Annotated in this window: 28 protein-coding genes; all 28 read right to left on the reverse strand. The window is 44.8% G+C overall.

Annotation, left to right across the window (positions count from 1 at the left end; genetic code table 11):
• Positions 1–2: 2 nt before the first annotated feature.
• Positions 3–3,185, reverse strand: coding sequence for a phage tail tape measure protein (locus OC457_RS07365; protein ID WP_262054047.1), 3,183 nt, complete (start codon positions 3,183–3,185; stop codon positions 3–5).
• 112 nt (positions 3,186–3,297) lie between these two features.
• The gene (locus tag OC457_RS07370; protein WP_060999070.1) at positions 3,298–3,867 is read right to left on the reverse strand and encodes a hypothetical protein; all 570 of its coding nucleotides are present in this window, start codon (positions 3,865–3,867) and stop codon (positions 3,298–3,300) included.
• Between the two features lie 71 nt (positions 3,868–3,938).
• Positions 3,939–4,427 carry a phage major tail tube protein gene (locus OC457_RS07375; RefSeq protein ID WP_080176531.1) on the reverse strand — a complete coding sequence of 163 codons (489 nt, stop codon included), beginning with the start codon at positions 4,425–4,427 and terminating at the stop codon, positions 3,939–3,941.
• Entirely contained in the window at positions 4,420–5,595 is a 1,176-nt protein-coding gene (locus OC457_RS07380; RefSeq protein ID WP_080176532.1) for a phage tail protein, read from the reverse strand. The genes OC457_RS07375 and OC457_RS07380 overlap by 8 nt, the downstream gene beginning before the upstream one ends.
• Entirely contained in the window at positions 5,592–5,789 is a 198-nt protein-coding gene (locus OC457_RS07385) for a hypothetical protein (protein ID WP_080176533.1), read from the reverse strand. The genes OC457_RS07380 and OC457_RS07385 overlap by 4 nt, the downstream gene beginning before the upstream one ends.
• Before the next feature lie 57 nt (positions 5,790–5,846).
• Positions 5,847–6,071: a tail fiber assembly protein gene (locus tag OC457_RS07390; protein ID WP_080176534.1), complete on the reverse strand. Its 225-nt coding sequence runs from the start codon at positions 6,069–6,071 to the stop codon at positions 5,847–5,849.
• Between the two features lie 10 nt (positions 6,072–6,081).
• Positions 6,082–6,798 carry a hypothetical protein gene (locus OC457_RS07395; RefSeq protein ID WP_080176535.1) on the reverse strand — a complete coding sequence of 239 codons (717 nt, stop codon included), beginning with the start codon at positions 6,796–6,798 and terminating at the stop codon, positions 6,082–6,084.
• A 3-nt stretch (positions 6,799–6,801) separates the two neighbouring features.
• Entirely contained in the window at positions 6,802–7,455 is a 654-nt protein-coding gene (locus tag OC457_RS07400) for a hypothetical protein (RefSeq protein ID WP_080176536.1), read from the reverse strand.
• Positions 7,456–7,463: 8 nt separating this feature from the next.
• A complete protein-coding gene (locus OC457_RS07405; RefSeq protein WP_080176526.1) occupies positions 7,464–7,766 on the reverse strand; it encodes a hypothetical protein in 303 nt (100 codons plus the stop codon).
• Positions 7,759–8,139, reverse strand: coding sequence for a hypothetical protein (locus OC457_RS07410; protein WP_144379625.1), 381 nt, complete (start codon positions 8,137–8,139; stop codon positions 7,759–7,761). Before OC457_RS07410 ends, OC457_RS07405 begins: the two co-directional genes overlap by 8 nt.
• 6 nt (positions 8,140–8,145) lie before the next feature.
• Complete coding sequence (locus OC457_RS07415; RefSeq protein ID WP_080176538.1) at positions 8,146–8,670, reverse strand: phage tail-collar fiber domain-containing protein; 525 nt, start codon at positions 8,668–8,670, stop codon at positions 8,146–8,148.
• Positions 8,667–9,410, reverse strand: coding sequence for a phage tail protein I (locus OC457_RS07420; RefSeq protein ID WP_080176539.1), 744 nt, complete (start codon positions 9,408–9,410; stop codon positions 8,667–8,669). Before OC457_RS07420 ends, OC457_RS07415 begins: the two co-directional genes overlap by 4 nt.
• Positions 9,394–10,371 carry a baseplate J/gp47 family protein gene (locus OC457_RS07425; RefSeq protein ID WP_080176540.1) on the reverse strand — a complete coding sequence of 326 codons (978 nt, stop codon included), beginning with the start codon at positions 10,369–10,371 and terminating at the stop codon, positions 9,394–9,396. The genes OC457_RS07420 and OC457_RS07425 overlap by 17 nt, the downstream gene beginning before the upstream one ends.
• On the reverse strand, positions 10,368–10,700 hold the full coding sequence (locus tag OC457_RS07430; RefSeq protein ID WP_065176871.1) for a phage baseplate protein: 333 nt from the start codon (positions 10,698–10,700) through the stop codon (positions 10,368–10,370). The genes OC457_RS07425 and OC457_RS07430 overlap by 4 nt, the downstream gene beginning before the upstream one ends.
• On the reverse strand, positions 10,697–11,281 hold the full coding sequence (locus OC457_RS07435; protein WP_080176541.1) for a phage baseplate assembly protein V: 585 nt from the start codon (positions 11,279–11,281) through the stop codon (positions 10,697–10,699). The genes OC457_RS07430 and OC457_RS07435 overlap by 4 nt, the downstream gene beginning before the upstream one ends.
• The gene (locus OC457_RS07440) at positions 11,262–11,753 is read right to left on the reverse strand and encodes a hypothetical protein (protein ID WP_256384079.1); all 492 of its coding nucleotides are present in this window, start codon (positions 11,751–11,753) and stop codon (positions 11,262–11,264) included. Before OC457_RS07440 ends, OC457_RS07435 begins: the two co-directional genes overlap by 20 nt.
• Positions 11,719–12,234: a phage tail protein gene (locus tag OC457_RS07445; RefSeq protein WP_080176621.1), complete on the reverse strand. Its 516-nt coding sequence runs from the start codon at positions 12,232–12,234 to the stop codon at positions 11,719–11,721. Before OC457_RS07445 ends, OC457_RS07440 begins: the two co-directional genes overlap by 35 nt.
• Positions 12,215–12,547 carry a hypothetical protein gene (locus tag OC457_RS07450; RefSeq protein ID WP_080176620.1) on the reverse strand — a complete coding sequence of 111 codons (333 nt, stop codon included), beginning with the start codon at positions 12,545–12,547 and terminating at the stop codon, positions 12,215–12,217. Before OC457_RS07450 ends, OC457_RS07445 begins: the two co-directional genes overlap by 20 nt.
• A gap of 22 nt (positions 12,548–12,569) precedes the next feature.
• Positions 12,570–12,893 (reverse strand): capsid cement protein, encoded by a 324-nt coding sequence (locus tag OC457_RS07455; RefSeq protein WP_080176619.1) that lies wholly within the window; start codon positions 12,891–12,893, stop codon positions 12,570–12,572.
• A gap of 70 nt (positions 12,894–12,963) precedes the next feature.
• On the reverse strand, positions 12,964–14,961 hold the full coding sequence (locus OC457_RS07460) for a ClpP-like prohead protease/major capsid protein fusion protein (RefSeq protein WP_262054048.1): 1,998 nt from the start codon (positions 14,959–14,961) through the stop codon (positions 12,964–12,966).
• Complete coding sequence (locus OC457_RS07465; RefSeq protein WP_235867012.1) at positions 14,945–16,432, reverse strand: phage portal protein; 1,488 nt, start codon at positions 16,430–16,432, stop codon at positions 14,945–14,947. The genes OC457_RS07460 and OC457_RS07465 overlap by 17 nt, the downstream gene beginning before the upstream one ends.
• Complete coding sequence (locus tag OC457_RS07470) at positions 16,425–16,634, reverse strand: hypothetical protein (RefSeq protein WP_036794937.1); 210 nt, start codon at positions 16,632–16,634, stop codon at positions 16,425–16,427. Before OC457_RS07470 ends, OC457_RS07465 begins: the two co-directional genes overlap by 8 nt.
• Positions 16,631–18,724, reverse strand: a complete 2,094-nt coding sequence (locus OC457_RS07475) for a terminase gpA endonuclease subunit (RefSeq protein ID WP_080176555.1) — start codon at positions 18,722–18,724, stop codon at positions 16,631–16,633. Before OC457_RS07475 ends, OC457_RS07470 begins: the two co-directional genes overlap by 4 nt.
• Entirely contained in the window at positions 18,705–19,175 is a 471-nt protein-coding gene (locus OC457_RS07480) for a hypothetical protein (RefSeq protein ID WP_036794941.1), read from the reverse strand. The genes OC457_RS07475 and OC457_RS07480 overlap by 20 nt, the downstream gene beginning before the upstream one ends.
• Positions 19,176–19,192: 17 nt before the next feature.
• Complete coding sequence (lysC, locus tag OC457_RS07485) at positions 19,193–19,417, reverse strand: Rz1-like lysis system protein LysC (RefSeq protein WP_235867013.1); 225 nt, start codon at positions 19,415–19,417, stop codon at positions 19,193–19,195.
• A complete protein-coding gene (locus OC457_RS07490; protein ID WP_080176557.1) occupies positions 19,398–19,787 on the reverse strand; it encodes a hypothetical protein in 390 nt (129 codons plus the stop codon). The genes lysC and OC457_RS07490 overlap by 20 nt, the downstream gene beginning before the upstream one ends.
• Positions 19,774–20,310, reverse strand: a complete 537-nt coding sequence (locus OC457_RS07495) for a lysozyme (RefSeq protein ID WP_065176861.1) — start codon at positions 20,308–20,310, stop codon at positions 19,774–19,776. The genes OC457_RS07490 and OC457_RS07495 overlap by 14 nt, the downstream gene beginning before the upstream one ends.
• Positions 20,288–20,503: an HP1 family phage holin gene (locus tag OC457_RS07500; RefSeq protein ID WP_036794948.1), complete on the reverse strand. Its 216-nt coding sequence runs from the start codon at positions 20,501–20,503 to the stop codon at positions 20,288–20,290. Before OC457_RS07500 ends, OC457_RS07495 begins: the two co-directional genes overlap by 23 nt.
• Positions 20,504–20,633 lie beyond the last annotated feature (130 nt).

A 20,633-nucleotide genomic window follows, 5' to 3' on the forward strand; every position in this document is an offset into this window, starting at 1 on the left:
CCTTAGCTATCTCTATCAATAGCGGCATAACTAAATTGGGTGGATAACGTGTTTTCGCCCATTAATGACGATAATTGTTGGTTCATTTGACGGGTAATTTCTTGCGCTATCAGCTTTTCATCTTGACCCGCTGCAGCCGTTATTTGAAAGGTAGGTGAAAATGATATGAGTGGGCTTTGCTTGGCCATCGCTTCTTTGTTTTGAACTTCATCGACCTTTTTAGCGGTTTCTTCAGGTGAATCAAGTTTCTTGCCAAACCAACCGCCGAGCATTTCACCGCCCATACCACCGGCAATAGATCCCAACAAACCACCAATCGCAGTACCGATACCAGGTAAAATGAAAGTACCAATGGCTGCACCTAACGCACCTCCGCCCATAGAGCCACCGATATCACCTAATGCACCGCCAGTTTGTTCCATATCACCATTAATGACACCTTCAGCAACAGAAGAAGCATTCATCATCATTCCTAGCGGTTTCAATACCTTGGTAAGCCCTGTCTTGCCCACGGTTTCAGCAATATCACCACCAATACCAATCACATCCATGGTATCTGATGCCATTGCGCTCATGGGTGTTAACGCTAATCCTGAACCCGCCAATGCCATGGCCATACCTTTAGGCGTGATATGACTCATCAATGATTGAGCACCTGAACCCACTTTTTGAGCGATACGGCTTTCAGTCACCGTATTAACCATCGAACCTAAACCCGTAGATTTATCTTTTATAGTCGTTAATGGTTTACTTTGAGGATCAATAACATCTGATGATCTTGCCGTCATTGGCAGTAAAGCAGATCCGGCTAATGCTAAGCCAGCCCCTTTGGGTGAAAAGACATGATCCATTAATGACTGAGCACCTGAACCAACCTTTTGAGCGATACGGCTTTCAGTCACCGTATTAACAATCGAACCTAACCCCGTTGATTTATCTTTTATGGTCGTTGGTGGTTTACTTTGAGGATCAATAACATCTGATGCTCTTGCCGTCATTGGCAGTAAAGCCGATCCTGCTAAAGCTAAGCCAGCCCCTTTGGGTGAAAAGACATGATCCATTAAAGACTGAGCGCCAGAGCCCACCTTTTGAGCCATTCGACTTTCCATCACAGAACTCAATAACCCACCGAGTCCTTTACGACGACCACGAACACGGCGACGACCTTTACGCTTTTTACGAGAACGGGCTTCTTTGCCTAAACTGCTATTGCCTTTACTTTCTGGCCCTTGGCTAGATGAAACAGCCGCATTTAAACTTCGCCAACGTTTGGCTGCCAATGCCGCAATCCGTCCACCATCTTGAGTTTCACGATTTAAACCTTTCGTAAATAAACGGGTTTTATCCATCGAGTTACCAAAGACGAGCGATAATGCTTTGCCTGCTAATAACACCCCTTTCAAACCAATAAACGCTGCAACACCAATACCCACAGCTTGAGTAACACCGGTATTCGCTTCAGCAAAGTTAGCCAGTAAATCAACACCTTTACCTAGCGGTTCAAGTACCCAATTAAGGGCTGGCAATAAAGCAGTACCAAACACCACACTGAGTCGATTTAACTTATTCACAAACATATCAATGCCACTGCCAGTAGTACTAATTCTGGCATTGTATTCTTGGTCAAGAGAATCAAGGTGAACGGTAGAATCTTCTTTTGATAGTGTTAACAACTTCGAGAAATTCGCCATATTGCCCGATAGTGATGCCACCGCACCTTTGGCTTCTTCACCAAATATCTGACTCAATATGGCGCTTTTATCTTCTTTTGGTGCCTGATTAACGGCATTAAGCACTTCAATCAGAGTACCTGACGCATCCTCTTGCATTCTTGAGGCAATATCATCAGCATCCAAGCCAATCGAGGCCATTGCTTTCTGTTGAGTACCACTTGCCGCATCACCTAACGTCAATCGACCTGATATATTCTTCAAAGCCGTTGCTGCACGCTCTTCACCCATGCCTAATGACAATAATGAAGCCGATAATGCCGTGGACTCATTAACCTTAAAACCACCTGTTTTGGCTGATGCCCCTTCACGCGCCATCACACCCGAAATATCTTTCGCTTTGGCATTTGAGTTATTTGAAAGATAGTTAGCTAAACCGGCTACATTCATTGCACCTTGTTGATCAACACCTAAGGCCGCCTTAAAAACTGATAAGGTTTCACCGGCTTGACCCGCATCCATATCAAAGGCAACCCCCATCTTAGAAGAATCAAGTACAAAGCTTTTCAGCTCATTGATATCTTTAATCCCACTTTGACCACCTGCAGCTAACATCGCATTGATATTATCGGCACTCATAGGTGTGGTGGTTGAGGTTTTCAGCGCCCACGATTTCAATTCGGTGGACTGCTCATCACTCATGTTGACGACTTTTTTTACATCAGCAAATGAGGTTTCATTTTTAATCGCAGTCCAAATAGATCCAACAATCGGTGCTGCAGCTGCTGCTAACCCTGTTGCTTCACTGCCTATTTCGCCTAGCTTCGCTTTACGACTATCAATCCGACCTTGAATTGATTGCATCTCTTTTAATCGAGCATTCTGCTTTTCAAGGGCTAGAGTGGCTTTATCAGCTTGTTGCTTTAAACGGTTTTGTTCATCACCAAGTTTATCGGTACTGACACCCGCCGCCTGCAGTGAGCTTTTTAACTTGTTTAAGGTGTTATGTTGCTTCTCTTGCCTGTCGGTTAATTTACCCAATTTACCGCTGGCACGTTTATAAGCGACAGAGAGATCATTGGTTTGGGCTTTGTTCTGATAAATCTCAGTATTTAACACTTCAAGTCGAAGTTGGGCTTCTTTTAGCTTAACTTGTAAGGTTTGCGCTCCTTCCTTTGAAGCTTGCTGCATTTCCTGATTTAACCCACGAATTTCGTTCTGAGTTAAATTGTATTCACCCCGCAATTGAGTGGTTTTCTGCTTACTCTCAGCTATGGCTGCACTAAGAGAAGTCATGGTGCTTTTCGTTTCAGTTAATTGAGCAGACAGTTTTTCAGCTCTAAGCTCTGCCGCTTCAAAGCCTTTAATGCCCTTTAGCTGACCATTTAACGACTGAACCTCACCCCGTTGTTCTGCCAGTGCTGCCGTTAACCGTTCTGTTGCGGTAGTGGTTGAAACAATGTCTTTAACGCCTTTTACCGATGCATCTAAGACAAAACTAATCTTTTCGGTCATTGTTTGACTCCGAGCTTAGATAAGATCAATTCATAACGCCGTAATGCCTGGTCTTGTGACCATTCTCTGAGTTCACTTTCAGTGGTATTACGGTGCATTGGGATCAAATCAATCAGAGCTTCGACGTCACGGGGCGAAAGTAATCCCCCGCAAGTTGAAAAAAAGCGCCCACCTGCGGTTTAATGGCTAAGTAATCATTCAATGCCATCGCGTCCATATCTTGTTTATCTAAATGACATACCACACGAAACATGAACTCTTCACGTTCGTAATGATCATCAATATCTGCCAATGCTTCAGAGTGTTTCACCTTAGGAACCGCAAATTTAATGTGACTAATGGTTTCTTCTAACTCATTGGTAAATGGAAATGCCAAATCAAATTCAAAGTCTTTACCCGTTAATGCATGATCATTCATTTCATCGGATGGCGTTAAGATAAAAGCACGAATATCTTGATGTAATTGAGTGAAATCAGGCACCGATAGCTCTTCAAACTCGGTCGGCGTTAAGTCCGTACAGGCTAAAATCATCGCCTTAAACTGCTTAAATTGTTCCGCTGCAGACAGATCATCTTTCATCACAAAAGGCAGCTTACGAAACGCGCCTAAGGTAATGGTATTAATCGTTAATTTATGACTACCTGAACGGGTAAAAAACGGAAGTGTGATTTGTTTATTCATTGTTTTCCCTAAAAATTCATCAAAAAAAAGCGCCCGTAGGCGCTATCAGTCATACATAATTCAAAGACGGTTTAAATGATGCCGGCTAATCCCATCAAATCGACACCACCAATGATCGTTTTACCCGTATTCACATTGATATCATGAACCAATAACCCCGTATCATATTGGGTATAGGCTTTACAGGTACCTTCAATGGTAATGGTAGGCTTCTCGCCCATCTTCACCGCTTCTTTTTTGATACCCGTGATCGGTCCATACATTGAATAGGTTTCCACATAAGGAATACCATCGGTACTTTTGCCTTTTTCAACCACGTTAATCTGTGCGTTACCCATGGTGTACTTACCCAGAGAACGCGATAACACCCCATGCTCACCTTTCACTTTTAACGACCAACTGAGCTTTTCTAAGCCAACAGTATCTTCGGAAGCGACAAATGCGCCTTCGTTATTAGCTAACTTGGCTTTCACTTCCGGTGGCGTAAAGTCCACGATTTCATTCATCAATGGCACAGATTCAACCTGTGCCGTAATGCGCATACGAATACGATCAGCCATTTACCACCTCATCAAGCCATGCTGCAATTAACCCGTTATCAACACTCATTTCATACACCATGTGTTCATTTGGTGAATAGCGGCCATAGTTCACGCATAGGAACCATCGACCCGCCGTGTAATTTTCAATATTATTCTTGGTAGGATGAAGAAAGGCTTTAAACACAGGGATCACGGTCTGCGCCACTAAGTCCTGCCCCCAATTGGTTAAACGATCAACCACTTGCTGCATGAACTCTTCAGTCAGTTGTTTACCTAATAGCGGTTGGCTGGTTTCTTCTAACTTACGTGCCATCAAATCTTCTAAACCGACATGAGAGATAAAACGTCCGGTATTAGTGCGATTACCAATGATCGAATAACCACCCATTCGTGTATGCGCTATCGTCACCAATCCATGTTTATTCAAGAAGTTCGCTTGCGTGGTTTTATCATTGATTTTATAGGCAATATTACGAGCAGTTTCATCACACACCACGGAGCGATTTTGTGGGCTTTCCCAACCCGATACCGAAGCCATTGCCGCCACTAAAGCGATGGATGCTGGCATTAATACTTGTACGCCATCGTAAGTTTTCATAAACCAAGGATCGATAATGCACAGCTTATCTTCGCCGGTTCCTTCAGCGCCAAACTCTGCCGCAAACTCAGCCGCAGCCATATCATTGGTGTTTGGTCCATCAAGCACAGGACGACAACGCACATCACGCCCAATTAACGCCAACTTTTGTCCTACCGCTTTTGAATGAAAACCAGGGGCAGCAATAATGGTCGGTGTTTCAGGGCAAGCCTTAACGGTTTCCAAACCACGAATGGCACCGGTTGCTGAATCCACACCACCAATCACATTGGCTTCGGTAGCTGCAGTAGTCGCACCGACTTCAACCACCGTGACATAGAGCGTACATTTCACGTACTCAAACAAGTAACGCACCACAGTAGGTAACGAGCCTTGACGGTTACCCGTTGAATCTAATGCCATCATTGCATCAGCATAATTCCATAACCGTGTTGGCTCGTTATAAGCAATAGTGCCGCGTTTATCAGGAGCCGTACCAATCAAGTGCACCACCTGTTGTGCTAATGGCCCCATGCTTGGTTGCGGTTCAATGGTACGAACCTCAACTCCGTTTAATTCAAAATCTTGAATGGGTGCTAATGAACTCATTGTTGCTGTCCTTTGGCTTTTTGTTGGGCAGGAAGTTGTGCCGGTTTACCAATCTTGCCATTCATCAGCAAAAAGGCGGTTTGGGTTGGATGTAACGCAATGGTGTTATCTGCAGGTGAATACCAACGTCCATTTAAACGAAAAGGCTGCAAGATCGGATGATCTTGCAGCCCTGTTTGATTCAAGGTTGCCATGTGGTTCCTTTTAACTCAGATTTTAGATACAAAAAAACCGCTGACTAAGCGCGGTTTCTAAATAGTTGGCTTCGTTGGCCATACGATATCATCAGGGTTATCGTAGGTTTGGGGAAGATCGCGTAATGCTTGGCGATAAGCAGTAAATTCAGCTTTCTTTTCAGGAGATAATGGAGAATCAGAAACTTGAGTATAATCAGTTTCAGCAACCAATTTATCTCGACAAGAGCGAATTTCATTCCATTTACATTCTGGATGTAAACCATCCTTAAATATAAGCATAAATATCCTTTTATAAAATAATATTATCGAACCAATCAGCAGGCTTTTCTATATATCCAGTAATGGCCGCAGGTAAGGCAACTAATAACTCACCATTAGATGTGTTTCGCATTGGATGTAAATGAGTATAAGAACCAAACCAAGATCCACCTGTTGTTCTATGACCCGTAAACTTCCATTTACCCTCAATCGCACCTTCACCCCATGCCCCACGAATGCTTCCAGAAATCACTTTAACAAAGGCACCTATAGTTAAAAAACTACTCAATGGGATAGCATCATTTAAACCAACACCATCGGAAGATTGGGGAAAAGCTAACCATGTAGTGCCTTGAGTCCACTTTAGCTTATAAATATTAAAAGGTTGACGATAATAATCAGTCTTACGGATATCAAAACCAATATCATTCTCTATCTCTGCTAATAAACTAATAGCATCACTTTGTCGGCTTTGTGGATCAGCTGAAATCGATTTATATAACTCCAATGTAATATCTGAATGAACACTAAATCCAGATGGGAATCGTTCACCTGAATTTACTTTCAATACTTGATTTTTAGTTATAATAATTCGAGGTAACATCGAGCGAAGATTATTAATCTCACCTTGGATTTGTTCTGTCGATTGTTGTAAATGTTTATCAATCTCCCCAATCTTGCCATTCACGGCACCGGTTAGGTTTTCTGAGGCTTTAACTAATGCCCCTATTTGCTGTTCTAAACTCATTGATTAACTTCCATTAATTGTATTCGCTGCATCATTGAACGATGCGGCAAGTCGTGTAAAACCATCCGCAATCTCTTGCTCTAATGTCGATATTTGGCCTGAGGTTGCATAGTGCGCTGGCGCATTACCACCAAACAGCGTGGTATCTGCCGCTTTACCTCGTTTAGTTAAAAATTGTGCATCCGCCGCAGTGATGCTGTAGACCTGATTCGAGTTAGCTTTCTTGGCTAATTCCGCTGTCATGGTGGCAGCAAAATGTGGATCATTACCCAGTGCCTTGGCCAACTCTTCAAAGGTATCTAATACTTCAGGTGCCACACCTATCAATTGCTTAATACGGGCATCAATTTGTGCCGGTGTTAAGGTATCAATCGTATCGGCTTTATCATCAAGTGCCGGAATGGTGACCTGCAATGTGACATTACCCGAACCATCAAAGGACACTGAGCCATTGGCATCACGGCCAAGGGTGATGGTGCGGGCGACTTTGAGTTTATTGGCCGTTGCGGTGTTAGAACCTAAAGTAGAAAGCGGATCATCAAGATAAGAACGTGAATAGATTTCTGTTTTGTCAGCTTTTAATCGCAACTTGCCATTAATCACACCCATCACGTTATTGAGTGCCGCTATCATTTGGTCAATTTTATTGTTTAACACTTCCACTCCTAAGCTGACAGTTCCCCCGCCTGAAAGTTAAACCCGTTAGTGATGCTGATAATGACGCTATCTAACAATGTTGCGGTTGATTGGGTAACTTCAGAAGCGGCCACCGCTAAGGCTTTAGCTTCTGCAGCCGTAGCTAAGACTTCTTCACTGACCGTACCCACAGGCCCTTGCTGACCAATCGTTACCACTTGAATATTGGGTTTTACTTGCTCTCGAACAGTAGCAATCCCTTGGGGTAACCGCACTGTTATCACGCGATCAGTATTGAGCGTGACCAACACTTTTGCATTCGCGCTAATCATCAACAGCCCCTTTTATCAGTACAGCAGGACCGCGTAAGATGCTGTAAGGATCACCACTTGGAAACGTTACCCGTACTTCATAACTCGCGTTCTCCCATGTTATTGGTTGGTGGCCTTGGGTTTGGTCATGGGTGACTTTGATATCGAGTGCATCGCTTTGCTGTGGGTGTTCAATAATGGTGATATGTCCAGATTCTGTGGTACCCCGTACCAGCACTTCACCCTCAATAGAGCGCACAACGAAAACAGCGGTACAGCCAAACAATTTCACAAAAGGGTTACTGTCATCACCGGTTGTCCAACTGATATCAAAGCCATAGGTTGTGCCGGCAATAATGCTCAGTAACGGCGGTCCCTCCATTGTGCATGCCATAATCCCTCACACCCTTTTCTCTAGTGCATTAAACCGAAATAGCAATTCAAGATGGCGCGACATATTGCCAATTTGAGCCGTGGCCATAGTGGTTAACTCTTCACCTAGTAACAGGTTTATGTTGTCATTGCCGACCTCAATCGTGATGCTATTTGACGGTAATGGGGAGACATCTAGCGTGAATTTCTGCAACCAGCTGGCATTGGCTGATTTATACGCCAATAACGTATTAGGCACTGAATAGACCGCTAACAAGGTGCCTGTTTCTAAAAAGAACCCGACTTCTCGCACTTCATATTCCAGATTACCTTTAAATACCGCCGCCATACGTAGTTGTGTGGGGCTCAGTTCTTCCCAATCTGAAATCAGTTCACGTTGCTTTTCGTTGTACAACGCTTTTTGTTCAGGTGTTGGCTGATAACTGCGGTCACCTGCCGCTATCCATTTAATTGCCCCTTTGATACCTTGGTTTTTGGCGCTAATTAGCTCGGCCAATCCCACTTTAGTAAATTGAACAACGGGTGAACTCATGTTCTTGCTCCTAACGTTATATCGGTACTCATCACCATACGCATACCGCCTGCAAAATAGCTTCCACCTGCACACCACGCGTCATTAGGCATGGCTCCCTGATATGACTCATCACCAACAGTGGTATGAAAGTGACCACCTGACACACCAAGGGGAGCCAATACCACTGGTGATGGTGGCATGATGCCAGTCGCTGATTCATCGTAATCAACAACGGATGGCTGTTTTACCCCTGAGAACGTAAGCCCTGTGTCTAAACCAAAGGCTAAAATCAGTTCAACGGTGTCACGTTCAGATTTGGTATTTTCAATCCGTGTCAGCATCCGTTTAGCGGTTTTTTGATTCACTGGCTCATTACGTTTCCAAGCCACCACCTCAATATGATAAGGACCTGGCGGCGCATCCATTTGATACCAAGGGGTAACTTCAATATCACAATCCAACGCATCCATAGCCACCGCTAACCCGTGACGCGTTCCCGCTTTTCGATGAATTTCAAAAGCGTTATCGGCTGTTTTACGTTGCTGCTCTAAGGAATCTTCAGGCCGCCAATCGGTTACCCCACGCTCACCAGCTAATAAAGAAACAAATTGCTCTGAGGTTAATCGTGGTTGTTTCAGTTCAGGAAAGGGATCGCGTTGGTTCGCCAGTAAGGTATGCCAAGCATATTCTAAGGATTCTTCAATCAGGGTGCGGTTTTCAGGTTGAACAGAAATAAAAGGCTCAGTCACCTCGAACATCAATGATCACCTCCGTACAATACGGCGCTTGATCCCACTGACAAATAACATCTTCTACAGGTTCGTGGACTTTGGCGCGTTTTGCCCCTAACTCATAAAAAATGTGTGCCACCTCTTCTCTATCAACAATGCCATTAAGCTTATGGCGTTTTTCAGCTAATGCCCATGCAGCGTGTTCGGCTTGGGCTTTATCAACATGCGAGCTTGGATCTGAACCGGTATACACCGTGGCCACAATTCGATACAGCTTTGGAGTCGCACTTTTGGTGGTGATTTCATCAGACTCTTGCGCAATATCATCACGTTGAAGGTAATCAGCCACCCGCTTTAATAACGCAGTACTGGCAATGCCTTGTGGATGTTCTCGACTTAGCACTGCCACACACACTTTGCCTGAATTAGGCGCTAGCATTTTAGGCATCGCATCTTTCACTGGCATCGGCCTGTTTAAGTGTTGAAATTCATACCGCATCACCACCGCATCAGGCTCTGATTCAATCTTTATCAGCGGCCGTTCATCTAAGGTCAGTGCATGGAATTTATACCCCATTCGCGTCCCTGTGGTATGAAACTGATAAGGCGCTAAATCAAACCGTTGCAGTAGGCTTGCATCTGATTCCATGATGGCGGGTTTAGGTGGAAAAATACTGTTATCACTTGGCGTTAATATTTGCCGCTTTAAGCCATATTGCAATGCCAGCAAGTCCACCATGTCGGATTCAGTGACAAACTTACGAAACATCTGCAAGGCTTGGTGATTCTGCTCTCGAATCTCAGCCACTCGCTTTAACACAAACGCCTGAGTCACTTGTGCCAGCAGCTCACTATCATTGGTCATGGCTTGGTGTAATAATTGCGCCTTATCGGTATCGGACTTAGCACAATACGCCACCGCAGCTTCAATATACTCACTCAATAAGGTTTCAAATTCAGGCACCACAAACGCTTTAGGTAAACTCATAACCGCACCTGTAATTTAATCTCATTGCCTTGCCATACGCCTTTCACCACCACTGAAAACCCCGTATCACTTGCGATGGCTTGGCACTGTTTGGCTTTAAATTGGATTAAACCATTAGCAGGATTAGCCAACGCTTCAAGGGATAGGTTTTGCACTATCATGGCTTCCGTTGGGCTTTGCATGCGACCTAAACGGGCAATGGCTTTATTCCCTATTTGGCGGCGCTTAATGCGTGAGGTCATTTGTGTTGTCAGGATCCGTTCAAAGCGACACGTTAACGCCGCAATACCTGTGACGGTTTTCCCTGTTTTAGGATCAATCCCTATCATTGTTGTTGCTCCGTTGTACTGGTGTTAGGGTTTCCATGCCTATGGATATGACCGTTATAAATCTTACGATCCGCCGCCATCGAACGAGTACCATCAGCCACATCACCCGAAGCACGATAATTACCCTCTTGTTCAATATCACCCACTACTTTGACACCACCAGGATAATGCGCCGTTAATGCGCCAGTATCTAAGTCATAACACTCAGTCATACCGTTGCCGTAATCGGTCACCACTTGGTTTTCTTCGGTCGTCGGACAAGGAAAGTTTGTTGAAGGTAATCCCATCAGAGCAACGGAATTATTGAGGTTATCACCACAGCCTAAGTTAATCAGGATGCACTGTTCACCAACACTAGGACGACGATAATGACTGACTCGCCCCGCGCTATGAACAAAGAACGGCACCCGCGTTGCCTTATTCTGACCAGCGGTAACATCAACACTTTGTTCTGATGCTGCAGCCACCACACCTAAACGAATAATGTTGTTTGAAGAACGGCGGTTTTCTTCCATTTCTTCACGCAAAGCTATCACTTCTTTTTCTAACGAACGGATCCGTTCAACTAATGCCCTCAACATTGGCTTTCGTTCCTATAATCTCATGCCAATCGTGTTCAATCGGCCCCATAAAAATACGCTGCTTGATAGTAACAACCCGTAAGAACACCCCATTATCAGGATTAAAACGGCGCGGCAGATTTGAAATCAACCGCGCCTCTTCAACATCATCCACACAACCAAAGCGTTGATTGAATAACTCACGTTCAATACGGCTTGATAAGTCCAGCGCCACCACATCAAAGTTAGCTTGAGCAATCGGTACTTCAACCAAAAATCTCAGCTCAATTTCATGGATTTTACGGCCATCATTGTTGGTGTGATTAATGGATTGGCATTCACCACATTGGTAACGCACGATAGGTGCACTTGGCTCGGTTTCTTCACGTTGATAAGCGGTTTCTATCTTGCCGAGCTGTAAACGGTGCTCTAACTGTTCAATAACGGCCATCACCCATTCACTGGGTGCCCGAAAGAATGAATTGGAACTCACGATGAAAAAACTCCTCAAATTTACGGTTTAAATCGGGTAAGTAAGAATCAATGATCTCTTCGGTTTCTTCACTAATCTCTAACGATACGAGCTTAATAGATCCTCGCCCTTTACTTTCACGACGAAAGACCAGCAGTTGATCACTGTCCATTGGTGAGATAAACGCATCATCATAAAAACGACTACCGACTTGCACCCCTTTACCATTTTGTACCGGCTTACCTAATCGATGCACACCAAGGCTTCTTACCCCCACCCACAGTTTTGACATACCACCGTTTTTATAGGTTCTAAAACGGGTGGTTATGGCTTTTGAATCAATACTGAGTTCATAACCTAAATCAGCCATCGAAGCCGCCCTTAACCAGCGATTGGTTTTGATCATCGCTTGTTTAGCGGCTTTGGCTAATTCATCAGGTAGGTAGGAAAGACGGGCAAGAAAACGGGTGTCCAATTCCATATTAGTATTCAGAGAAGTCATGTTTAATCCCTGCTTGAGACAGATTTAAAACATATTCACGCTGCAGCTGACTCTCTTGCTTTCCTTTGCCTTGTTCATGGCCAGAGAGCACCAAGCTATAACGCTTACCTTTTATCATCATGGTTGATAACGGTGGTAAACAACTCCCTGTTAATAACCGTTTAATGGCATGATTCTCTGATGATTGGTGTTTGATGTAACCTTGAATTTTTCGCTGTTGGCCATCAGGTAACATCACCACTAATTCACTGCCAAAGCACTGCTGAATAGCGGCTTGAATCAACTGCCGAGCATCATCAAAGGCATTCTTCATTGATGACCACCCCCTTTGTGAATTAACCGTTTAAAGCTACACCCATCAACAACACGCCGCTATCAATGAATGAGCCGATAGGAACGGTCACCGCGCCATCACCTGTTGGTGCGGTTTTAGTAAAGACGCCACTATCAAAATAAGCCGCTTCACCTACAAAGGATGGAGAATCACCGGCTTTAATGGGACCATCAAACAAACCACGATAAGTACAGCTCACCACTTGGCCTTCTTTAGCCGAATAGTTAGGTACCACAATCAACGCACCATATTTAACCGGCACATCTTTCACAAAACCACCCACTGGCGCTTTTAAATCAATCTTTGAACCATCAGCAATACGCATAGTGTTCTCTGTTCCTGTTGTTTATTTCACTTATAAAAAAGGATGCCGAAGCACCCTATAACAATCGCTATTATTTATTGGCAAACGTTGCCTGAGCAATGCCACGACGATCGAGCACTTTCGAGGTCACATCATAAGTAATACGGAACTTCGCACCGTCACTGCTCCAACCATCTCCCGTTTCTAACCAAGGATCTTGTGCACCATCGAGGAAGCCCATCACCACCGAATCAAAGTCTTTACCGGTTAATGCAATCGCACCATTAATCGAAGCTAATCGTGCGGTTTCAACCACTTTAGGAAACTTCTTATAGGCAGGATTAAACGTATCAGGTTTACTGGCCGTATTAAGTACCGCTTCTAAGAATGATGCATGGTCAGGGTTAGCCAGTAGGATTTCACCACGTAAATCTAACGCATCACCTTCAGAGGTGGTCGCGGTTGCAAAGGCTTTATGAAGCGCCATCACTAAGGCTTGGTAATCAGCGGCAGGAATATCATTAACTAAGTTGCCCCACTTATTCGCGCCACCTGCTTGGAACACACTCTTACCATCGCCCATTTTTCCGCTAAGAATGGCGTTAAACATCAACTTATCCGACAAGCGATAAGCCGATTGCATGAACTTACGCGGAATTTTTGAGATCAAGGCGATCTCATCATTGATGATAGCTTGACGAGTAAAGGCAATTTCACGACCAAAACTGGCTAACTGAATTTTCTCACCACTGCCTTTAATAGTGGCTGACTTGTATTCACCGTCTTCTGATACCGCCATTAAATCAGGCGCATCATTAATTAAAATTAAATCAGTCTCTTTAAAGTTAGGCAGGTTTTCAGTATTTGCTAAGTCTCGCCATAATGGTGCACGTACTTGTGCTTCATCTCGCATCACCGTTCGCACACTTTCGGTGATGATGTCGGCAAAATCGCCGCTGTTAAACGCACGAGCGACTAATTCATTCTTGTTACCGCAATATTTAGCGTCCTTACCCACCGCAATTTCAGCCATATCAAGTAAGGTTTTTAAGCGGTACGGGTTATCTTTTTCAATTTCGCCCGTACCACAACGAGCATTTAACGCATTTTGCAGCGTATCTTTAGTGGTATTACCGTTGCCCACATGAATATGGGTATTGGTTAACCCTGTTGGTGGTTGTTCTGCAGTGGGCTCTTGACCATTAATGGAAATCGAACCCAAGTATTGCAGTATTTTAAGTGAGCTATCTTCAGCACTACACTGTAAATCATTGAGCATTTCATCACGCAGGGTGTCACTCACCTTATGGGTTGCACACAAAGTGCGAATAGTCGATTGACGTTGGTTCTCGCTTTTTAACGCATTTTGTAATGCATCGTTATCGATAGGTTTAGGCATAGGATCACTTTGTTGGTTTATTAGAGGTTCAGGTGTTGGCGTTGCTGGCGGTTGCACAAGCTGATTCAATAAATCATCAGGGGTATGTTTAAAGGCTTTGGCTTGCAGCTCAGTGGCAGAGACTTTTTTAAGGCAATTGGATAAGTCCACAGCATCAATCACCGCATCAATCAAACCAAACTCCAATGCTTGGCTGGCGGTGAACCAGGTTTCTTTTGCCATCGCTTGCAGCACATCATCTAACGACTTACCACAACGCTCGGCATAGGCTTCAGCAATGGTCTGCTTGGCGTTCTTCAGTTGAGTTAACGCACTTTCTATTTCATTTTCACCGCCCCACGCACCAATAGCAGGATCATGAATCATCAGCTTGGCGTTTTCTGGCATTTGAATTTCATCGCAAGCCATTAAGAAATAGCTAGAAATCGATGCCACTAACCCATCAACGATGCCAATGGTTTTACCTTTGTGGGCTTTAATGGCGTTATACATCGCCAGCCCTTCATAGACCGAGCCACCATAACTTTGAATACGGAACTCAGCATCTTGCGTACCGACAGACTGCAGGGCTTTGATTAAATCAATGGCTTCAATGTCATAACTACCAATGTCACCATGGATCCACACCTTCACCGGTTGGCCTTCGCCTTGGTTATTGAGCGTGAACCACGATTTAGTTGTCTTTGGCATGTTGTGCCTCTTTGGTTGAATGTTGGATCTTCGTTTGAACGTTATGCGCAGGATCAGCCGTACTCACAATGGCATCATCATTCATGGCTTGGCGTTCGGCTTTTATCTCGCGGCGTACAGCGACAGGGTTATAGTTGCGTTCACGTTGGAAGTGACTCAGTGATTGCAGCCCTAGACGGGTACCTTTTTCAATACCTGTCATCTCTTTAGCGGGATCAATCCACGGCATCACAGGCGCTTGATAAATGGCATTAAGCACTGAAACCACATCCACTTCTTTAGGCACTACCAATTCCCGCGATAAAATCGCCATCTGCAGTGCCATTCGATATTGAGGACGGGTCCAACTGGTAACGAACTTGCGTTGTAAAATGCGATAACGGGCAAAGGAATCAATCAGCTCTTGCCGTTGAGCTGAATAAGAACCGGTGTAATGACGGGTGACACTTGAGCAGTTAACACCAGCACCTGATGCCGCTAATCGCATTTGAGCATCACGAAACGGACTGCTCATGGCTTCTTGGCGTTTGCTTTCAACAATGCCAGCATCTTCACCAGGGGCGAGTTCAAAACTGTTCCCCATCCCTAGAAAGATATCGCCACCACGTTCAAAGTTATCAGCCTCACCTGAGCCCGTATCTCGTTTAATGAAATAGGCAAAACGGCTGGCAATCTGCGCACTGACTCGCTCTGATTGATCGTAATCTTCAATATCGGCAATCAAATCTAAGACCGAATGCAGCAGTGTTACCCCTCGGTTTTGATGAAATCGACGAGTAAATTTTAAATGCGCCACAAACCGCGCATCCACTTCCGCAAAAGAAAAGCCATGAGCATCACGCTGAATCAGTAATGACACCATCTGACCTAGACCATTACGGCGAATACCTTCATACATACCCTTTTCAGGCTCGTTGATATTCAGGGGAATGTAATCGGGCTCAAATGGCTGCACCCCAAACGGCGTTGTTGATGGGTATTCAATCCCTGCATCTCGCCCTAGGTAATAACGGGCAAACACTTCACCATCACGCAGCCACGTTCGACAGGCTAACCATTCGGTTTCAGCCCGAGATAACTCACCATCAATATTCTGTTGCAATGAAAACCGTTCAAACCATTCGCTGATCTTACGGGCAAACTCAGTGTGAACATCACCGTTCATGTCTAACGGCTGTGGTTCAATCATAATGCCGTTAGGTCCAACGACATTGGCACACAGTTCATCAAGAATGGCAGTGACATAAGGCGTGTTTTCATCCATATGTCGTGCACGTTCGCGTAAAGACTTCGCATCTTTATTGATTTGGTTAGCTTTGCCAGTAGAGCGAGCATTACGTTTTTTGGTATGGGGATTAGCAGGCAGTGCGGCTTGGTATTTATTAATCAGGTTACGGTTATAAAGCCGTTCAGCCCCCGATTTAGGATTAAAATAACAAATGATACGATCGGCTATATTCAATTTACTCAAGGTAGTTTCTCCGGATCATACTGCGGCGTCCTCCCTGATTTTCACGGCTAATCAACTGCTGCAGACGTTCTATTTCACGGCGAACCGTTGCCAAACTCGCAAAGGTCAGCTTTTCCCCTTCAGCTGTTTCAACCGCTTGTTGCATCAAGATCTTTTTCTCAGCATCGAGATACCACTGCAGCCGTTCACGTTGGGTTGTCATCCAAAAATTCCTTTTGAGTGGTTATATCGTCGACGCGCCACCCGCTCAAACTTCGGCGTTTGGTCTGCATCAACCACATTACTATTAAATTGCCAATCAGCGGCCCATGCTGGCGGGTTCTCCCAATGGATATCATCACCGCCTTTGTAATGCATACCGGCTTCGGCATAGGCACATAAATCAAAGGATTCATTACGTGCACCATCGGGCTTTTGCCAATGGCCAAGCTCATCAATGTATTCAACGGTCAGTTCATCAAACCAAACTCGATCCGCCCATCCTGGTAAATGAAAGAACCGTGCACCAAACTCTAACCGTGAAAAACTGGCAGCGACGCGGTTTTTTAAGCGGTTGGTATGCAGCATTAACAACGGGATTTCACCGTTGGCCAACTTACTACGTTTATCGGGATAGGTTTCTTTAACCAGATCATCGATGTCACGGCTTGCTCCTTTTACTAACCGGAATAGATGCGATAAGCCATGCCCTTTGAGGCGGTTATAAAACTGATAAGCATGATCGGTAACGGATGAGCTTTTCTGTTTACCCTTTTTCTTCTCACCTGAGCCACCGGAATCACACAGGGTTAATACAGGCTTCATCACCCGCCCAGAACCATCCGCTAAGGGATAGGTTTTCTTAATCACTTGTTCAATCAACAAATCCCAATCTTCGGCATACACCATCGGGTTAATACGGTCATTGTTACGGTAGGGATTGGTGAGAATTTCAAAGCGGTCAATCACCCATCGTTGCAGCCCTTCACCATAGACATGGGCTTGCACTACAAAACGCGGGTTCTGTTTGCCACCTTGCACATCGATGGACATCATTAAGAAGCGTCCACCTAATGGCACAATGCCACGTTCATGATCAGCAGCTCGCGCCATTAACTGATGCGCACCCACTTCTTGACCACGCGACTGCATCACATAAGGTCGCCCCATACGCACGTTGATAAAGGTTTTTAAAGACTCTTCATCGCCACAGTCTTTGTACAAGGCATCCGCATTAAGAAAGCGATACACCAAGTTTTCCCAACTGGCATAGGCTGCCACAATGCCTTCAAACCAAAATGTTGCCCATTTACTGGTTCGAATGACTGATTCATCAGTGACAACCTCCCCATATTGGTCAATTGCACCATCACGAAACCAACGCCCTTCAAGGTTCATGATCTGTTTTTGTGATTCAGTATGACGATGGCAACAACGAGGACATTCCACCCAAGCAGTTTTAGCCGCTTCTAAAGGCTCAGGATGTTGTTCCCATTTCAAGGTTTCAAAATCAGGACGAAAATAGCTATGACAGTCTTGGCATAACCAATAGAAACGACGGCGATCACCTTGGTTATATAAATCAGCTATACCACCACAGGGTTGGGATTCATGCGGTGATAAATCTTCAACCCGTTTAGGGTTACGTACAATACGACCAGGAGAAGATTCTGCCATCACCATGCCGGATGATTTCGCGTTTTGGACACGCATTAGCATCAGTTCAAACTTAGAACCTTCTTGGCCTACCGCATCATCAGCACGATCGTAATCGGTCGCGCCGGCATAGCGATATGTAGACGCTGATAAACTGGTTTCAGTGGCAGAATCCAACTTTAAGATCATGCCATTTTTAAATTTCTTCGAAGTGATATTGTCATCAGCCTTACGCCCTGTTCGCAGCTTGGCAATGCCAGCGGTAGCTGAAAAGCTTCGTTCTAAATCGACCTTCGACATATCAGTAGCTTTAGTCTTGGTACTGTAGATAAGCAGCATGTCACCAGGGGCTTGGGTGACGGTGTAATTTATCCAACCTTCCACCATCGCTTTGGTTTTACCTGAACGCGCAGGACCAACCACAATCACCGCTTCATAAATACGCCGAGCCAAACAATTTAACGGCTCTCGCATGTACGGTACTTGCGACGATAGAAACTTAGTCACATCGGTACCATCAGAGATCCACAATTCATCATCAGCCGCTTCCACCGGTGTTTTATCGGTTGGTGCACACAAGTAAGCAAAACTGCGTCGAATATCTTTGGCATTAGCAAACTCAATCCCTAAACGGGCATCAAACTGTCTCAAGCTCATCAGCGACCGCCTTTAAATCGAAATTAAGCAGAGTTTCTAAATCTTCAAGTTGTTGCGGTGTCGCGGTAGGAATAGCCGATTCAATACGGGTGATCACCTTGTCTTTAAAGCCTTTAACACTGGCAATACAGACAGCAATTTCATTTTCATAATCTTCTTTGGTGACACTCTCACCAGATTCCCGCATCAAAATCAGTTTTTCACGTTCACTTTGTACATACGCCCGTAACTCAGCTGCGGTTTTAAACCCCATTAAATCGGGTGCATCTGATTCTTTACGCGGTTGTTGGCATAGGTACGGCGCGACTTGCACCACATCATAAAGTGGCGTGTTGCCCTTATAAGCGACAGGAGAAACCCCTGCCGCTTTTAGGTTTTTACGAATGGTTGAACGGTGTTTACCAAACTGTTCAAGTTCGGTGGTATTCCAAAAACGTTTTTCATTATTCATGGCACTCTCAATCGTAGTTATGGCTCTCCCTCTGTAATGGGTAACGCCGCACAGTGTGTTGGGTCGTTATAACAACGGCGTAGGTTTTCAATTTGTGCCGCACACAGCGAGAAATGGTGTAACCATACTGGATCACGCTTAGCGGCTTCACCCCAAGTCATGGGCGGTTTATGGAAAGGTTGTTTGCAACTAATCAAATACGCTGCAGGTGGTTTGATGTATTCAATGTTGTATTGAGTCACCACTTGCGGACTTGGTGTAGTACAACCACTGACTAGCGTTAGGGATAGGCAAATCAGCACACTTTTCATGAGCAATATCCTTATCGATTTGACGTTGTGCTTTTAACGCCCGTTGTTGCCATTGCTGACGTTGACGTTCGTTATGTTCAGCGGCTAATCGTTCTTGGTGGGATGCTTGCTCTAAACGGGTAATGGTAGATTGCATCGACTGATTAACGTCCACTAACTGCTTTGATTGGGTTTGTTGTTCCACAACCAGTGCTTGAGCCGCTTCCAGCTTTTGCACTGTCTGTGAATACGTCCACGCCAATATCGATAATGCCGTTAATACACCAACACCCCCGATGAGCTTGAGCTTACTGATAGCCATACAAGCAAACCTTTTGCTCTGCTAAACGGCGTTTAACGATACCAGCACAGTGACTGCTATCAAGTCGGCAATCTTTACCATTCACAAATACCCACCGTGGAAACTCATTACAAGCTGCGGTTAACTGCCCTGCTTTAAGCTTCTTGAGATAGGTAGAACTGCGAAAGTTGCCAGCTCCGAGGTTAAACACGAATGACACTGCCATATCGTATTGAGGGCCAGCAGCTAATGTCACTTGCCTATCAACCACCTTTTCCGCCGCACTGATATCTTCAATGTACCAATCAGCAATGGTTTCGGTGGTTGCTTTGTCGCCTTGTTTTACTCCTGTGGTATGGCCTAACCCTGCAGTCCAACGGTCGGCACTGCATTGATAAGCGGATGAGGAACACCCCTCTAAATTACTGATAAACGCTAATCCATCAGGGGTGGTTTTTAAATCGTGATCGGTACCAGCTACAACCGCCAACACACTGGCGACCAAGCAGCCAATAACGCCACTAGTCTTCTTCAATTTGCTCATAGATTTTCTTCACCTCTGGATGGTTTTGCAGGGCTTTGAGGGTTCGATGTCGATAAAACCAGTTAATAAACGCGGTAAATACGGTGGCAAAAATAGAGATGAGCACCCCTATTTCGTTCATGGAAAGACCAGAGGCTACACCAGTTAAACCTGCCCAAAGGTAGGCAAACCAGCTAATAACTTTCTCTCTCATAGGCGAATTTCAGACATAAAAAAACCGCCTCAAAGGACGGTTATGGATTTAATGGAATCCTAAAACGACAAAACCCCACCGAGTAGGTGAGGTTCTGCAATATGAGAATTAGACGGCAAATTATTGTAAA

It is taken from the genome of Photobacterium toruni (genome assembly GCF_024529955.1).
Classification (GTDB): Bacteria; Pseudomonadota; Gammaproteobacteria; order Enterobacterales; family Vibrionaceae; genus Photobacterium; species Photobacterium toruni.

Excerpts from the sequence above, each read along its gene's own strand:
- OC457_RS07365 (WP_262054047.1), bottom strand. The coding sequence starts at position 3,185 with ATGACCGAAAAGATTAGTTTTGTCTTAGATGCATCGGTAAAAGGCGTT.
- OC457_RS07370 (WP_060999070.1), bottom strand. The coding sequence starts at position 3,867 with ATGAATAAACAAATCACACTTCCGTTTTTTACCCGTTCAGGTAGTCAT.
- OC457_RS07375 (WP_080176531.1), bottom strand. The coding sequence starts at position 4,427 with ATGGCTGATCGTATTCGTATGCGCATTACGGCACAGGTTGAATCTGTG.
- OC457_RS07380 (WP_080176532.1), bottom strand. The coding sequence starts at position 5,595 with ATGAGTTCATTAGCACCCATTCAAGATTTTGAATTAAACGGAGTTGAG.
- OC457_RS07385 (WP_080176533.1), bottom strand. The coding sequence starts at position 5,789 with ATGGCAACCTTGAATCAAACAGGGCTGCAAGATCATCCGATCTTGCAG.
- OC457_RS07390 (WP_080176534.1), bottom strand. The coding sequence starts at position 6,071 with ATGCTTATATTTAAGGATGGTTTACATCCAGAATGTAAATGGAATGAA.
- OC457_RS07395 (WP_080176535.1), bottom strand. The coding sequence starts at position 6,798 with ATGAGTTTAGAACAGCAAATAGGGGCATTAGTTAAAGCCTCAGAAAAC.
- OC457_RS07405 (WP_080176526.1), bottom strand. The coding sequence starts at position 7,766 with ATGATTAGCGCGAATGCAAAAGTGTTGGTCACGCTCAATACTGATCGC.
- OC457_RS07410 (WP_144379625.1), bottom strand. The coding sequence starts at position 8,139 with ATGGCATGCACAATGGAGGGACCGCCGTTACTGAGCATTATTGCCGGC.
- OC457_RS07415 (WP_080176538.1), bottom strand. The coding sequence starts at position 8,670 with ATGAGTTCACCCGTTGTTCAATTTACTAAAGTGGGATTGGCCGAGCTA.
- OC457_RS07420 (WP_080176539.1), bottom strand. The coding sequence starts at position 9,410 with ATGTTCGAGGTGACTGAGCCTTTTATTTCTGTTCAACCTGAAAACCGC.
- OC457_RS07425 (WP_080176540.1), bottom strand. The coding sequence starts at position 10,371 with ATGAGTTTACCTAAAGCGTTTGTGGTGCCTGAATTTGAAACCTTATTG.
- OC457_RS07430 (WP_065176871.1), bottom strand. The coding sequence starts at position 10,700 with ATGATAGGGATTGATCCTAAAACAGGGAAAACCGTCACAGGTATTGCG.
- OC457_RS07435 (WP_080176541.1), bottom strand. The coding sequence starts at position 11,281 with ATGTTGAGGGCATTAGTTGAACGGATCCGTTCGTTAGAAAAAGAAGTG.
- OC457_RS07445 (WP_080176621.1), bottom strand. The coding sequence starts at position 12,234 with ATGACTTCTCTGAATACTAATATGGAATTGGACACCCGTTTTCTTGCC.
- OC457_RS07450 (WP_080176620.1), bottom strand. The coding sequence starts at position 12,547 with ATGAAGAATGCCTTTGATGATGCTCGGCAGTTGATTCAAGCCGCTATT.
- OC457_RS07455 (WP_080176619.1), bottom strand. The coding sequence starts at position 12,893 with ATGCGTATTGCTGATGGTTCAAAGATTGATTTAAAAGCGCCAGTGGGT.
- OC457_RS07460 (WP_262054048.1), bottom strand. The coding sequence starts at position 14,961 with ATGCCAAAGACAACTAAATCGTGGTTCACGCTCAATAACCAAGGCGAA.
- OC457_RS07470 (WP_036794937.1), bottom strand. The coding sequence starts at position 16,634 with ATGACAACCCAACGTGAACGGCTGCAGTGGTATCTCGATGCTGAGAAA.
- OC457_RS07475 (WP_080176555.1), bottom strand. The coding sequence starts at position 18,724 with ATGAGCTTGAGACAGTTTGATGCCCGTTTAGGGATTGAGTTTGCTAAT.
- OC457_RS07480 (WP_036794941.1), bottom strand. The coding sequence starts at position 19,175 with ATGAATAATGAAAAACGTTTTTGGAATACCACCGAACTTGAACAGTTT.
- OC457_RS07490 (WP_080176557.1), bottom strand. The coding sequence starts at position 19,787 with ATGGCTATCAGTAAGCTCAAGCTCATCGGGGGTGTTGGTGTATTAACG.
- OC457_RS07495 (WP_065176861.1), bottom strand. The coding sequence starts at position 20,310 with ATGAGCAAATTGAAGAAGACTAGTGGCGTTATTGGCTGCTTGGTCGCC.
- OC457_RS07500 (WP_036794948.1), bottom strand. The coding sequence starts at position 20,503 with ATGAGAGAGAAAGTTATTAGCTGGTTTGCCTACCTTTGGGCAGGTTTA.